The following is a 13,597-nucleotide window of genomic DNA, read 5'->3' as shown; positions in this document are numbered from 1 at the left end:
GTTCCAGCACCGCCCATTGCGCGTCCGTCAGATCTCCACGTGCCACAAACCAAGATCATCCCATGTTCAAGATCCACTTTTGACACACGCCCTAGGTGGACCGCTCGGTTGCCTACGCCATGCACTGGGTCGCCGAGTACATCGTCGGCGCCAACCTTGTCCGCCGCATGTGAAGTCCAAGTCGCCTACGCCATCGGCAAAGCCCAACCGGTCGGCCTCTTCATCGAAACCTTCGGCACCGCCGCCGCACCAGAGACGGCGATTGAACACGCCGTCCGCCAGGTCTTCGACCTGCGCCCGGCCGCCCTCATCCACGACCTCGACCTGCTCCGCCCGATCTACACCCAGACCTCCGCCTGCGGCCACTTCGGCCGCGAGCTGCCCGACGTCACCTGGGAGCGCACGGATCGCATAGACGCATTGCGCCGCGCGGCGGCACCTCGCCGCGACCGGGGACGGGGTCGGGACGATCGAAGAACTCCTGCACCTCGGGCCCGCCATACCTGCCGAAACCCCACGCCTGCGCCGTCTTCCGCCGCCTCTCGTATGACCGACCCGGTGATTCCGGGCCTTGTCGCCATCCTCACCTCTGACATTGAGGTGAGGGGCAACCGGCTGAGATGCAGATCACAGCATCAGGCCGACTGCGCCACCGGTTCCGGGGCCGTGGACAGCTCCGCCCGGTGTTGGCTGTTGGCCCTGATCAGCACGTCGAGTGCATCCCGGGTCTCGATCAGGTGCGCGATGTCGGCGTCGATCCGGTCGCGCTCGCGCATCATCGCCGTGAACGTATCCTCGGCGACGCCCAGGTCACCCGGGACGTCCACGCACGGCAGCACAGTCCGATCACCCTGCTGGACATACCCGCGTCGAACGGCTGTCGGATGAATGACACGCGCTGGACCGCAGCATCGGAATAGTGACGCTGCCCCGCGTCAGAGCGTGAGCTGGTCAGCAGGCCCTGCTCTTCGTAACACCGCAGTGAGCGCGGACTCACGCCCGTGCGCTTGGACAACTCGCCTATCCGCATCCCTGAGAGCCTACGCCCGCGTGCTCCAGGTTCAGACCGCCGTCGAGTCATGGACGCTCGCGGACACCCCCACGGCCGCAGGGTTGTCCTCCCGGTCCCACGACTGAACACGTTCGTCGGTACACGCCTGAGCACTGTTTTCGGTATGCCGAGAAGGTGTCGATGGCGGCGCAAGAGGTGAGCGCTGTCCTTCACGGCCGGTATCTCGGTGGCATCGGTGATGGCTTCGCGGTTGCCTCTGCGGCTACCGCATGAAGGCAAGGCGCCACTGCCAGCGCACCCGCAGCGCCGCCGCCGAGTAGCCTCTGCGGCGGTCGTCTGCGAGGGTGGTCGGACGGATGTATCCCCCACTGGGCTCCTAGTCCATGCGGACCCCGGACGCTCACAGGGCGAGGATTCGTCGACGACGTCCACGACACGGGTATTCCGCCAGATGGAGCATCCGCGATCGCTTCGGTCGAAGAATCTGTGCGGACGCCAAGGCCCGGGACGAGAGAGCCGCCAGCGGCACCGGTCCAGGAACTGCGATCGCTCCAGCGCAACGGATCACAGTGCCATGAGGGACTGCCCGGACAGCCACCCGCAGGAGGTCTGCAATGGCGGAGCTGCTGTCCGTCAACGTAGGGGTGCCCAAGGACGTTTTCTGGCGGGGAGGGACCGTCCACACCGGAGCGTGGAAATCTCCCGTTGCGGGCCGTCGCATGGTGTGGCGGCTGAACGTCGAAGGAGGCGGCCAAGGCGACCTTGCCGGGCACGGCGGCGCGATTCGAGCCGTTCTGGTCTACCAACTGCGGTCCTACCAGTACTGGCAAGGGCAGCTCGGTGTCTCCCTGATGAGAACGCACAACGGGCGGCGAAGGAGCAGGCGAGTACGGGTGAGATCGATCGTGCAGAACGGCATACATCCACCTGTAGCCGCTGTGCGCCCATGTGAGCCCTGCGCGCGAGCGCAGGGCGCTCGGGCCGCCTTTCCCCCAGTAAGGATCTGTATGCAAGCCATCGCTGTGCGGGACCGTGACGCCGGTCTTGCCGGGATGTCCCTGACGGACATGCCCTACCCTCATGCAGCCGAGAACGACGTCATCGTGCGTGTGCACGCCGCCGGCTTCACCCCGGGCGAGCTGGACTGGCCCGCCACATGGACCGATCGCGCCGGCCGCGTCCGGACTCCGAGCGTCCCCGGGCACGAGCTGTCGGGTGTCGTCGTGGAGCTGGGGTACGGCACTACCGGCCTGAGCAATGGACAGCGGGTCTTCGGTCTGGCGGACTGGGCCCGTGACGGCACGCTCGCCGAGTACACGGCGGTGGAGGCCCGTAACCTCGCCCCGCTGCCGGCGGACATCGACCACACCGTGGCCGCCGCGCTGCCGATCTCGGGGCTGACCGCCTGGCAGGGCCTGTTCGACCACGGACGCCTCAGCACAGGCCAGACCGTCCTGATCCACGGTGCCGCGGGCGGCGTCGGCTCGATCGCGGTACAGCTGGCCCGCGAGGCCGGCGCCCGCGTCATCGGCACCGGCCGGGCTTCCGGCAGGGACAGGGCGCTCGCCCTCGGCGTCGACACGTTCATCGACCTGCAGACCGAGAAGCTGGAGGACGCCGGCGAGGCCGATGTCGTGTTCGACGTCATCGGCGGCGACATCCTTAACCGCTCGGCCGCACTCGTCCGGGCCGGTGGCTCGCTGGTCAGCATCGTCGTACCGCCCAAGGTCCAGCCCAAGGACGGGCGTGCAATCTTCTTCGTCGTCGAACCCGACCGCGCGCGGCTCGCCGATCTCGCCACGCGGCTGAGGGACGGCCGCCTCAAGCCGCTCGTCGGCGCTGTGCGGCCGCTTGCCGAAGCACCCGCCGCCTTCGCCCCGGGCGAGCGCACTCCGGGCAAGACGATCATCCGCGTCACGGAAGACCGAACAGGAGACCGGGCATGATGGGAATGCGGATCGCCGGCGGGCTGCTGGCCGTCGCCGCGCTGACTGCGGCCACGGCTTGTTCGGCCTCGGACCAGCCCGCCCATGCCAGGGCGACGACCGCGGCCGCGGCATCGCCTGCGGCCATGTCATCGACACGCCCCACCGAAACCTTCAAGCCGCTGCTCCAGCAGGCCCTGCCGAATGTGAAGGGCAAGACGTTCACCTCGGCGATCGTCGACTTCCCGCCGGACGCACGCGCGCTGCCGCACCGGCACGGCCTGGCCTTCGTCTACGCCTACGTCCTCGAAGGCACCGTGCGCAGCCAGCTCGAGGGCAGGCCCGTGCGTACCTACCACCAGGGCGACAACTGGGTCGAGCCGCCAGGTGCCCACCACGTCCTCACCGAGAACACCAGCCCGACGACACGGGCCAGGCTCCTGGTCGTCTTCGTCTCCAACACCGGAGAAAAGCTCAAGGTCGACGACCCGGCGTCGTAGCCCGGTGGGTGCGCAGCGGGCGGCACCGTCGCGCGCAATACCCGGCTCCTTCTCCGAGACCGACCAGGCACGTCGGCGATCTGCGAAACGAGCAGGAGCCGGTTGCAGCCCGGCTGACGTGCAACGCGGTGCCTCAGAGCTCATCGCCTGTCACCGCAGCTGGTCGAATGCCTGGTCGGCATCGGCTACGGCTTCGGGGTGGACGTCGTGGGCGGTTCGACCGTCGGCGATCTTTCGCCAGTTGGTTCGGGCGAGCACCCGTTGGACCGCGAGTACCTGGGCGGCTCGCAGGCGTGCCTGGATGCCTTCGCCGAGGGCGTCCGCCAGTGCTTCCTCGTCCTCGAGCTGGTACTGCGTGAGCCGTCCCGCCAGGCTCGGTGTGGTGAACACCAGCCGATGGAACGCCACCACCTCGGGATGATCGTTGAGGCCGGTGACGGGGTCGTACCGATCGAGGCCGGCCCGGAAGTGCCGGTGCAGCGCCGTCACCGGCTCGATGCCGGACCTGCGGTCACGTACGACGCGTGCCGCCTCTCCTTGGTGGTCCGCAAACCGATGCAGCACCAGGTCTTCCTTGGTGGGGAAGTACCGGAAGAGGGTCGGCTTGGAGATCTCGGCCGCCGCGGCGATGTCGTTGACCGAGACGCGGTCGAAGCCGTGCTCCAGGAACAGTGAGACGGCCGCGTCGCCGATGGCGTCGCGCGTCCGCTCCTTCTTGCGGGCTCGCAGTCCCGTCGGCTCGCTCATCTGACCACCGTAACATTCATTACCGAGTTGCTTTTTTAACCGAGTAATGTTTTCGTGGGTGGTGTGCATCAGACAGACATTCCTCCCGTGCTCGTAACCGGGGCGACGGGCCGGGTCGGCCGCGTCGTCATCGACCAACTCCTCGAAGGGGGCGTGCCGGTCCGCGCCCTCACCCATCGCGCCGAGATGGCGGCGACGCTGCCGTCGAAGGTCGAGGTCTTCACCGGCGACCTCACCGTGCCCGAGTCACTCGACCCGGCATTGAAGGGCGCCGGTGCGGTCTTCCTCGTCTGGACCGCCCCGCCCAAGACCGCCGAGGCAGTCGTCGAGCGGCTGGCAGTCCACGTGCGGCGGGTCGTCTTCCTCTCCTCCCCGCACCAGACGCCGCACCCCTTCTTCCAGCAGCCCAATCCCATGGCTGTGCTGCACGCCGACATCGAGCGGCTCATCGCGGCCACCGGACTCGAGTCGACGATCATCCGGCCGGGGATGTTCGCGTCGAACTCGCTGGCCTGGTGGGCACCCGCGATCCGGGCCGGCGAGGTCGTCCGGTGGCCTTACGGCGCTGCCGAGACGGCACCGGTCGATGACCGCGACGTCGCAGCCGTCGCGGCGCGGACGCTCTATCAGGACGGATACGCCGGAGCCGACTACGTGCTTACGGGCCCCGAATCGCTGACCCAAGCCGCGCAGGTGGACGTCATCGGTGACGCCCTGGGGCACCGGATCGCATTCGAGGAGATGACGCCGGACGAGTTCCGAAGGCTGTCGGAGGGCACAGCGCCCGGCCCGGTCGTCGACATGCTGCTCGCCGCGTGGAGCGCGGCGGTCGGGCAGCCCGCATACATCACCACTGCGGTGGCCGACATCCTTGGGACGGCGCCCCGAACGTTTCGCCAGTGGGCCGCCGACCACGCCACCGCGTTCACGCAGGGTTCGTAGCGGGGTTCGACGTCGAGGCGGACCGCGTCGTGACGCTGGTCGAGCCGCTGGTCAGGTGACGGAGGATGGCACTGCGTCCAAGAGACTGAGCAGGTGCTCTGCTTCGTGGATGAGAGCGGCGTCCGCAGGAGTGGCTGCGAGGGGCTGGTTTGAAGTTTCCAGGACTGATCACTACCGACGGCAGGCGTTGCTAACGCGCCCCAGAAGCTTGCCAGCCGACTGTTAGAGGGGTTGAGCTCGGGAGCGTACGGCGGCAGTTGGTGGACCGTCAGCCATAATCGGGCGGCGATCAGCTCCCGCATGGTGCGGCTGACGTGTGTGTTCAAGTTGTCCCACACCAGAACGATGGGGCCGCCGAGCTGCTGGTGCGCGGCATCCAGCAGGCGGGCGTAGTCGATCTCGGTGAAGCCCTTGCGCCGGCCTTTGGCGGGACCACGGTCGAGGTGGACGCGGTAGATCAGCCGGGGCCGGTGGCCGGCTTTGGTGCAGATCAGCGCCGCCACGGAGGCACGTTCGGTGCACGCGGCGGTGACCCGCACGACCGGCGTGTGACCCCGGCGCCCCCAGGTACGGCCCTTGGGCGGCCTCAGGCCCTGGCCGGCTTCGTCCTCGAAGCAGAGCCAGGCGCCCAAGTCCGCCACCCTCTTTTCATGACGGGCCAGTGCTCATCCTTCCAGGCGGCGATCTTCGCCTCGTCCCGCTCGGTGGCCCTGCGGGGACCTGGCGTACAAGCACAGCCGGGAAGCCGACCGCGAAGGCCATCGAGATCGACGCGTTTGTGCCACTGGAGTCCACAAACTCCTTGTTCAGGCCCTCGGCCCCTCGGCCAAGGTGGCCGTCGCGAAGTACGCGTGGTGCGGCAGGGAGAGACTGGGCCTGCTCCGTGTCCGTGACTGCGGCATCTCCCGCCACTGGCCGCCCGTCCGAAACCGCCAGATCACGCCCTCGAACTGCCGGCGCAGGAGCTCGGAGTACGGGCTGTACTCACCGTTCGGGAGGTACGGCTCAAATTGACTCCCGCCCGGCATCCGTCAGTTGTCGGAGGCCGGCACATTTCGCGCTCAGTCCGCCGCTCACTATCACCCCCCCGCACTCGCGAAGCTCGATCACCTCGATCGCCAAACTCCTTTCGGTGTCTTTCCGGGCACGCTCTGCAACCACATCCCCGACCTGCGGGAACTGCGGGCCGGAGCCGTGCCCCGGCAGCTCGAAGCCCCCGCGAAACAGCCCAGCCTCAGCAAGATCAATCTCAGCGGCACTTTCTGTACCGCAACTACGCACGCCCGACCCCCCTGCCGAAAGTTCGAGATGAAGAGGTCGTGCCAGACGCGTGCCAGATCGTACGGGGAACCGCGGGGGACACCGGGGAAGCCTAGGACCCGCCTACGGGACGCCTGCGTCTTCCCCCCCCAGGTCAGGTCAACGTCCTGCCCCAGAGCTCTTTAGCTTCCCAAGCTGAGGGCTCAGGAAGTGTCGTCACGGGCTGGCCGTCCTGGCTTGCTGTGGTCGACGGCAGCGGCAGCCCGGCTGAGGCGGTGGGGGATGCAGCGAGTCATACGCGTGCGTGGTCGGTCGGCGCGCCCGCCCTCGTGCCTGACTGCCGTCGGCTGAGGTTCAGAGGGGTCATATCGAAGTGCCGGCCGTCAGCAGAGTGGGCCGAAGCTGGGCCGTCTCTGGGCCGTCCGAGGTCGCTCGACAGTGGCCAAGGACGACAAACGACGACCACCAGGCGCACGAACCCATTACTTCTGAGCAGGAAAAACGAGAGGTCGCCAAGATCCCCGGCAAGACCCACGGCAAGAAGAAGTAGGTTCCGTGATCATGCATCCCACCTGCGCTTTCGGCGCGGATGGGAGGCATCTTCCGTGCCGCCTGCGACTCCCTCCCGGCTGCGTTCGCGCGGGAGCGCCCCGCGGCGCGTGGCTGCGGGGCGCCTTGTGGGGTTCAGTCGATCCGCTCCCCGTCGTGCGTACCGCCCTTGCAGAGGTTGTCCGTCAGATCGGCCGTTCCGCCGCCCTGCTTGCACTGAGAAGGGGTGACGTCGGATGGGGCACCCTGTGCGGTGGCGGCGGTGGCGGCGCCTGTGAGGCCGAGTCCGGCGAGGGCTGCCGTAGCGATGACGGCGGCGAGGATTCGTCGAATGCGCATGTGGTTTCCCTTTCACGGATTGCCTCGGTTGGGGCACTAGCCAGCTTGATCTTCACCCATGTGGGTGGCATGTCATGTTGGGCCATTCGGGTGACAGTGCGGGGCGGGTGCGGGGTCGGTGACGCGAACCGTCGGACAGGCCCTGGAACGACGAGACCACCCCGCCCAACGTGGTCGTCCGCGTCGGTCAGCGGGTGCGGAGAGCGGTGGTGTACACGTCCGTACGGTTCTGCGGTGCGCCGGAGTGGGTCTCGGTGAGCACCGCCCGTACTCCCTTGCCGTCCGCCACCAGGCCTTGGTAGTCGCCGAGGAAGAAGCCCCCGGCGAACGGTGCCTGCAGCCAGTCGAAGACCCGCGAGATCCGTCGTTCGGCCCGGAATTTCGGGTTTCCGTGCCGCAGCGTGGCCAGTTGGTAGGCGGTGGGCAGGGTGGTGGTGCCGCCGGGCCTGAGGAAGCGCAGGTCGTAGTAAGTGAGCGCGACCGTGCCCCGCTCGTCGACCGCGATCGACGGTGAGAACGCCGGAACGCCCTTGGGGCTGATCAGCTCCGGGGTCCCCCAGGTGCGTCCGCCGTCGGTGGACCGCACGAGCTGGACGGAGTCGAACCTGCCGCCGGAGAAGTCCGAGCCCTCGTAGGCCATGTACAGCGTGCCCGTCCTTGGATCGACGGCCGGGCTCGGCACGGTGCTCCCGTCGCGCAGCAGTTTGGTGGGGTCGTTCGGGTCGACCTCCGGTACGGAGGTGTCCCGGGCCACGGTGACCGGGGCGCTCCAGGTCTCTCCGGCGTCGGTCGAGGTAACCACCTCGTAGCAGGCCTCGACGACGGTGCTCAGGTCGTCGGAGTAGGTGATTCGGTCGAAGAAGTCGTACAGGGTGCCGGTGCGCCGGTCGACGACGATCTGATGCCCGATGGTCTGGGTGTTGGGCACGGTGCTGGTCTCGACGAACGGCCGGGCCTTGCTCCAGGTGCGGCCGCCGTCGCGGGTGAGGGAGATGTAGCCGGGACCGTCGAGGGAGCTGGGGCCGGGCGGGTCGTTGTCGAGGCGGTTCCAGACCTGGTAGGCGGTGCCCTTGCGGATCGGGTCGGCGGTGAGTGTGGGCTTGTCGTTGAAGAACGGCTGCTCGTCGACGTGCGTGGTCGTGAGGTTTTGCCAAGTGCGGCCGCCGTCACGGGACGTGACTGCCAGGAGGGCGCTGCGCGTGCTCTTCGTGAAGTCGACGCCCTCTCCGCCGGCGTAGACCGTGCCGTCCGGTCCGGTGCTCACCCAGGGGTCGGTGGCCCGTTCGTAGTCCGCGCCGCCGGGGGCGCACAGGCTGAACGGCAACGTGCTCCGGTGGAAGGTGCGGCCGTCCCTGGTCCAGCCGGCCACCAGGCCACGGGCGCCACCGTCGTCCCAGCGGTCCTGCTGGAACACGGTAACCACGCGCTTCGGGTCGCGCGGATCGACGGACAGGTACGGCTCGACCTCGGTGCCCGGGTAGACGACGCTGTCGGGAGACCTCGCGCCGATGGTGCACCTCGCGTACGGGTCGCCCTGGGACACCCTGACCAGTGGTGTGCCGTCGGGATTCCGGTCCGCTGCGGCGGGAGTCGTGCCGGTGACCGTGACGAGCAGGAGCGCGGCGGTGGTGACGGCGGTCAGGGGCAGGACGACGCGCATGCGGGATCTCCTCCGGGCCTGGCGGCCGGCGTACGGGAGGCGGCCGGGGGCGCGGAGGTGTACGGAACGCGAGGCTGGGGCGACTCCGCTTGATCCTTATTCGGCGTGGCATCCGGTGCCCTTGATGGGCCGATTGGGCCGAACGACGGAGTCATCCCCAGGGCCGTCGAGGAGCACGGCGGAGCCGACCGGCGGTGCACCGTGCCGGTCGGCTCCTTGGCCGTGCTGTTACGGCGCCGTCTCGTAGGCCCCCGGAGAGGGCCGTGGGCCGCGTGCCGGTCGGCGATGCCGGCGGGATCGGCCTTGGCTCAGACGGGTGGGAGGAGCGGGATGACCTGCTGGATCCGTCATGCCGACCATCCTCACCCGGCTTGACGAAAGAGATAGGGGCACCTCCCCCCGGGTGCCCAGGACGGGCGGGGGAGAGGGTGCGACGCTGGAGTGAGGGGCCCGCCAGTGGAGGTCCGAGTGTGTCTCATCCGGTTCGGGGCCCTCTTCTCGGCCTGGCGACCATGTCCCGGTGCGGCTCGATGTGAGCCCGCCGGCCGGGGCACCACCGATCGAGTGTCGCCAGGCGGCCTTACCGCGTGGATCCGGCCCGCCGGGACCAGGACCGCGCGACCAACCCGGAAGGCAGGTGCTTCCCATGCGCACGTCGACCCGTATCGCCGGTGCCCTCACCGGCCTCACCCTCACCCTCGGCGGTGCGGCCCTCGCCGCTCCCGCGGTCCGGGCGGACATCCCCGCCTGCACGCAGATGGCCGAACTGGCCGGTGCCACCGCTTCCGACTCCGTCACAGCGGCCTGCAGCCGTGGCGTGGTCGGAGACCTGCAGGGTTGTGTGACCGGGCTGACCGGGGCCGGAGTGGCGGGCGGTGCAGCGACCGGTGCCTGCCGGGCGGCTGCCCACGAACCGCGTTAGAGGACCACGCGCGGCAGGCACCCGCCGGTACCGGACATCGGCATCGCCCCGCTCCTGCCGACGCGCACGCGGCGTACCGATGCGGCCGGTCGAGGTCGAGAAGAAGGGTGCAGGAGCGAAGGTCTCACGTGCCTGACAGCCCATTTCCGGAGCCCGCCCAAAACCCCTTGCACAATGGTCAAGAAACGTTGACCATTGGGGGTATGCCAACCGATGATCTTCCAGAGACTTTTCACGTCACCACTGACGAGCAGCTACGCGCCGTCTCCAATCTCACGCGTCACCGGATCATGGCCGTGCTCCGCTTCGAGCCCGCGACGATCACGCAGATCGCCGAGCGGGTGGGGCTTGCAAAGGGGAGTTCCAGCTACCACGTACGGATGCTGGAGCGGGCCGGCCTGGTGAAGGTGGTCCGGACGCGGAAGGTCCGGGGGGTCACCGAGCGGTACTACGCAATGGCCGCGCGGGCGATCGTGCTGCCGGATCCGGGCGAGGGAGGCCCGGATATGCTGATGCGGCATGCGGTGGCGGACCTGAAGGCAGCGCCGGTGGACAGCGAGCGGCACGTGCGGATGACGCATCTGCGGCTCACCGAGGAGCAGTTCGCGGAGCTGGGGGCGCGCCTTGAGGCACTGGCGGACGAGTACCGGGAGCTGTCCGATCCGTCGCTGCCGGACGCGTCACTCGTCTTCGCACTGTTTCACCCGGCATCGCGCGAGCAGACCGGGGGAGACGCCAAGTGACCTCAGACGTTCGGAAGTTGCCGACCGGGTTCGGACGGCTGTGGACCGCGCAGACGGTGTCCTCGTTCGGTGACGGGGTGACGCATGCCGCGCTGCCGCTGCTCGCATTGACGTTGACGCGGGCTCCGATGGCGCTCGCCGTCGTCACAGCTGCCGGAACGCTGCCGTGGCTGCTCTTCGGGGTGCTCGGCGGTGCGCTGGTGGACCGCTGGGACCGCCGGCGCACGATGTGGGTCACGGACATGGCGCGCGCGGTGCTGCTCGCGATACCAGCAGCCGCGGCCGCGCTCGACGTGCTGAGCATTCCACTGCTCGCGGCCGTCGCCTTCCTCCTCGGCCTCGGCGGACTCTTCTTCGACACGGCCGCCACGGCCTATCTACCCGATCTGCTCGGCCGCGAGCCCGCGCGCCTGGAGAGCGCCAACTCCCGCCTGCGCGGCACCCAGACCGCCGCGTCCGGCTTCGCCGGGCCACCCGCGGGCAGTGCCCTGCTCGCGCTCGGGCGGACGGTTCCGCTGCTCGCCGACGCGGTCTCGTTCGCGCTCTCCGCCCTGCTCGTACGGTCGCTTCCTGCCGCGTCCCGGCCCGTACCGCAGGCCCGCGAGTCGCTGCTGCGGCAGGCACGGGCCGGCGCCTCGTACGTCTTCCGGGACCGGTTGCTGCTCGGACTCGCGCTGCGTCCGGCGGTCGGGAACATCGCCTTCCTCGCCGTGGAGACCGTACTCGCCCTCTTCGCGCACGACCGGCTCGGCATCGGCACCTACGGCTTCGGCCTGCTCCTGACGGCGGAGGCCACCGGCGGCCTGCTCGGTGCGGGCATCGCCTCCTGCCTTGGCCGGCGACTCGGCACCGGCACCGCACTGACCTGCACGGCCACTGTCGAGGGGCTTGCCGTCCTGAGCCTTGCCGCCGCCCCGAACCCGTACGCCGCCGGCCTCGCCCTCGCCGTCTGCGGAGCGGGCATGGGCGCCACGATGGTGCTCGGCCCCTCCCTGAGGCAGGCGATCGTCCCCGCCCACCTGATGGGCCGGGTCGCCTCCACCTCCCGCATGCTCGCCATGTGCGCCGCCCCTTTCGGCGCTTTCCTCGGCGGCTGGCTGGCCACCACCTACGACGTCCGCACCCCGCTCTACACCGCAGCCGGCCTCCTCCTGGCGATGACGGCCGTCACCGCGACCATGACCAGCAACCGCCGGGTCGAGGCGGCGCTGCATGCCGCCGCCCGGACCGATGACCCAGATCAACCGCAATCCCGCAAGCGCGTTCAGGAGCGTGCCGTTTAGGGCTTTGTGAGGCCGTTGAGCCAGTTCTGAGCCCAGCTCGGCGTTCCTCGCCGCAGCCCTGGGGTGCGAATGGGTGGGTCGTGGCAGTGGTTGGTTGTCAGCGGGTGATTGTGCTGGGGTAGCTCCCCCGCCCCTGACCTTCACGGAGTCCACCGATGAGATCCTGGCCTGGACGACGTGGTGGCACACCGAGCACCGCCCTGACAGCCTGACCGGCCCAACGGCACCAAGACCCCGCAAGCCGCTGCCCGCCGTGAACGCTGCATCCGGCCTGTCTCAGCGCCGCTGCGTCCCGCCGTCCGTGCCTTCGCGGACGCACTGGTGGCCCAGCGCCACAATGCCGAGCGCCTCGGGCTGCGACCGAACCAGCTCAAGACCATCGAGATCCGCCTGGACACCGTCCGGGACCTGGCCCTCCACCTCCACGCCCAGGGACACCTGGGCGAGTGTGAATGTCACCGACATGGAGGCATTCCTGGCCCGTAACCCGGCTCGCAGAAGCCTCCTGGCTCGCAGGACTGCGGCAGTTCTTCTCCCACACTCACCGCACCGGGCTGATCATCCACAAGCCCGCCGCTGCCCTCAACGCCACCCAGCAGCGCGGCTTCAAAGGGCCCACGCTCGCTCTCGATGAGCAGCGAACCCTGTACCGCCGCTGGAGTATCAGCACAGATATCCTCCCGCAGGAGGCGTTCATCGGGCTGGCCGCACTTCTCCACACCGCCACCCCAGCGAACTCTGCCATCTCACCCCCAACCAGCTCAACATCGGCTCCCGGACAGTCCGCTTCCCCAGGCGGACCGTCCACACCGCGCTCGACAACGCCACGTGGAGCGCCCTCGAACGATGCCTCACCCACCGCGCCGCCCTGCACACAGCCAACCCGCACGTTCTGATGACCCGGCTCACGAGAACCACCCGCCGACCGGCGCCGCATACATCCGCGACAGCCTCGCCCCGGTCGGCCTCCTCCCGCGCATCCTGCGTTCCACGCGCCTGCTCACTCTCGCTGACGAGCTCGACGTCAAACAGCTCACCGTGGGACTAGGCATGTCCTACGGCGGAACGGCCCATTACCGGCAGGACCCTGAGCAGCTGTCACCGAGCCCCAAGGACCGGCCCTTTGTGCGTAGTGGGCAGAGCGTGAGCTCTGTGCAGGCGGGCGGCGATGACACACCTCGTCCGCTGGCGGTGTGCAGGCGAAGCCTGCAGAAGCGCCCTCGGTTTGGAGTGTTGCTCAAGTTGTTGGATGCTGCGCGGTCTCAGCGGCCGGCAACGAGCGCCGAAGGGTCAGGGAAGACCAAGTCCAGATTCGATCCGTACTACATTTTGATGCACAAGTGGGTTGTCTTCCGGGGAAAAGTCATGCTGCAACCTGCAGGGCCGGGGGCGAGTCGAAACGTGACGGCCACTCACCACCCCTGCTGCCAGCCCGGGCCGTCAGGCCCGCAATCGGGCCGCGCAAAGCGTGGCACGAACTCGGGGACGCGGAGCGTCACCGGTGGCTGGAGCGCAGCGGAGGCCACCAGCCGGCCGAGGCCGGCCCACGCCCCGCAACGCGGGGCGTGCTACTCCCGAAGCGCAGCGCAGGGAGTAGCAACGAGACTGCGCAGCAGGCTCGTTGAGCGGGGAGCGCAGCGCTCCGCTTTCTGCTCACGCGGAGCGTGAGCAGAACACCCGCGCGCAGCGCGGGTGTTCGCTGGCTTCGGGCGCAG

The 13,597-nt window shown here is 69.0% G+C and carries 10 protein-coding genes and 5 pseudogenes; 8 read left to right on the top strand and 7 right to left on the bottom strand.

From position 1 onward, the window contains the following. Positions 1 to 95: 95 nt before the first annotated feature. Positions 96 to 435 (top strand): annotated as a pseudogene (locus tag ACZ7HQ_RS43440) (methionine adenosyltransferase domain-containing protein); the annotation flags it as partial. Between the two features lie 200 nt (positions 436 to 635). On the opposite strand, the pseudogene ACZ7HQ_RS43435 reads toward ACZ7HQ_RS43440, so the two are convergent. Beyond that, positions 636 to 1,030 (bottom strand): annotated as a pseudogene (locus ACZ7HQ_RS43435) (MerR family transcriptional regulator). 989 nt (positions 1,031 to 2,019) lie between these two features. Here ACZ7HQ_RS43435 and ACZ7HQ_RS43430 point away from each other — a divergent pair. Together ACZ7HQ_RS43430 and ACZ7HQ_RS43425 are read left to right on the top strand one after the other, a co-directional pair. Next, positions 2,020 to 2,958: an NADP-dependent oxidoreductase gene (locus ACZ7HQ_RS43430; RefSeq protein ID WP_471002648.1), complete on the top strand. Its 939-nt coding sequence runs from the start codon at positions 2,020 to 2,022 to the stop codon at positions 2,956 to 2,958. Beyond that, positions 2,955 to 3,437, top strand: coding sequence for a cupin domain-containing protein (locus ACZ7HQ_RS43425; RefSeq protein ID WP_471002645.1), 483 nt, complete (start codon positions 2,955 to 2,957; stop codon positions 3,435 to 3,437). The genes ACZ7HQ_RS43430 and ACZ7HQ_RS43425 overlap by 4 nt, the downstream gene beginning before the upstream one ends. Positions 3,438 to 3,587: 150 nt before the next feature. On the opposite strand, the gene ACZ7HQ_RS43420 is transcribed toward ACZ7HQ_RS43425, so the two are convergent. After that, a complete protein-coding gene (locus tag ACZ7HQ_RS43420) occupies positions 3,588 to 4,184 on the bottom strand; it encodes a TetR/AcrR family transcriptional regulator (protein ID WP_471002642.1) in 597 nt (198 codons plus the stop codon). Between the two features lie 87 nt (positions 4,185 to 4,271). On the opposite strand from ACZ7HQ_RS43420, the gene ACZ7HQ_RS43415 reads away from it, so the two are divergent. Next, complete coding sequence (locus tag ACZ7HQ_RS43415) at positions 4,272 to 5,126, top strand: NAD(P)H-binding protein (protein ID WP_471002639.1); 855 nt, start codon at positions 4,272 to 4,274, stop codon at positions 5,124 to 5,126. 227 nt (positions 5,127 to 5,353) lie between these two features. Here the strand turns inward: ACZ7HQ_RS43415 and ACZ7HQ_RS43410 are convergent. After that, positions 5,354 to 5,841, bottom strand: a pseudogene (locus ACZ7HQ_RS43410) (transposase); the annotation flags it as partial. 30 nt (positions 5,842 to 5,871) lie between these two features. On the opposite strand from ACZ7HQ_RS43410, the pseudogene ACZ7HQ_RS43405 reads away from it, so the two are divergent. Beyond that, positions 5,872 to 6,044, top strand: a pseudogene (locus tag ACZ7HQ_RS43405) (Ku protein); the annotation flags it as partial. Here the strand turns inward: ACZ7HQ_RS43405 and ACZ7HQ_RS43400 are convergent. The 3 genes and pseudogenes from ACZ7HQ_RS43400 to ACZ7HQ_RS43390 form a co-directional block, all read right to left on the bottom strand. After that, positions 6,023 to 6,154 (bottom strand): annotated as a pseudogene (locus ACZ7HQ_RS43400) (transposase); the annotation flags it as partial. The pseudogenes ACZ7HQ_RS43405 and ACZ7HQ_RS43400 sit on opposite strands and share 22 nt — an antisense overlap. Positions 6,155 to 7,070: 916 nt before the next feature. After that, entirely contained in the window at positions 7,071 to 7,274 is a 204-nt protein-coding gene (locus tag ACZ7HQ_RS43395) for a hypothetical protein (protein WP_471002637.1), read from the bottom strand. 187 nt (positions 7,275 to 7,461) lie between these two features. Continuing rightward, positions 7,462 to 8,934 carry a sialidase family protein gene (locus ACZ7HQ_RS43390; protein WP_471002634.1) on the bottom strand — a complete coding sequence of 491 codons (1,473 nt, stop codon included), beginning with the start codon at positions 8,932 to 8,934 and terminating at the stop codon, positions 7,462 to 7,464. A 646-nt stretch (positions 8,935 to 9,580) separates the two neighbouring features. Between ACZ7HQ_RS43390 and ACZ7HQ_RS43385 the strand changes: the two genes are divergently transcribed. The 3 genes from ACZ7HQ_RS43385 to ACZ7HQ_RS43375 all read left to right on the top strand — a co-directional run bounded on the left by ACZ7HQ_RS43385 (position 9,581) and on the right by ACZ7HQ_RS43375 (position 11,882). Further along, positions 9,581 to 9,856 carry a hypothetical protein gene (locus ACZ7HQ_RS43385; protein ID WP_471002631.1) on the top strand — a complete coding sequence of 92 codons (276 nt, stop codon included), beginning with the start codon at positions 9,581 to 9,583 and terminating at the stop codon, positions 9,854 to 9,856. Between the two features lie 203 nt (positions 9,857 to 10,059). Then, entirely contained in the window at positions 10,060 to 10,599 is a 540-nt protein-coding gene (locus tag ACZ7HQ_RS43380; protein ID WP_471002628.1) for an ArsR/SmtB family transcription factor, read from the top strand. Further along, positions 10,596 to 11,882: an MFS transporter gene (locus ACZ7HQ_RS43375; RefSeq protein ID WP_471002625.1), complete on the top strand. Its 1,287-nt coding sequence runs from the start codon at positions 10,596 to 10,598 to the stop codon at positions 11,880 to 11,882. The genes ACZ7HQ_RS43380 and ACZ7HQ_RS43375 overlap by 4 nt, the downstream gene beginning before the upstream one ends. A 276-nt stretch (positions 11,883 to 12,158) precedes the next feature. Here ACZ7HQ_RS43375 and ACZ7HQ_RS43370 read toward each other — a convergent pair whose 3' ends face one another. Further along, positions 12,159 to 12,347 (bottom strand): hypothetical protein, encoded by a 189-nt coding sequence (locus ACZ7HQ_RS43370; protein ID WP_471002623.1) that lies wholly within the window; start codon positions 12,345 to 12,347, stop codon positions 12,159 to 12,161. Between the last annotated feature and the right edge of the window lie 1,250 nt (positions 12,348 to 13,597).

This window comes from Streptomyces sp. NPDC037290 (assembly GCF_055603245.1).
This window is presented reverse-complemented; position numbering and strand designations above follow the sequence as displayed.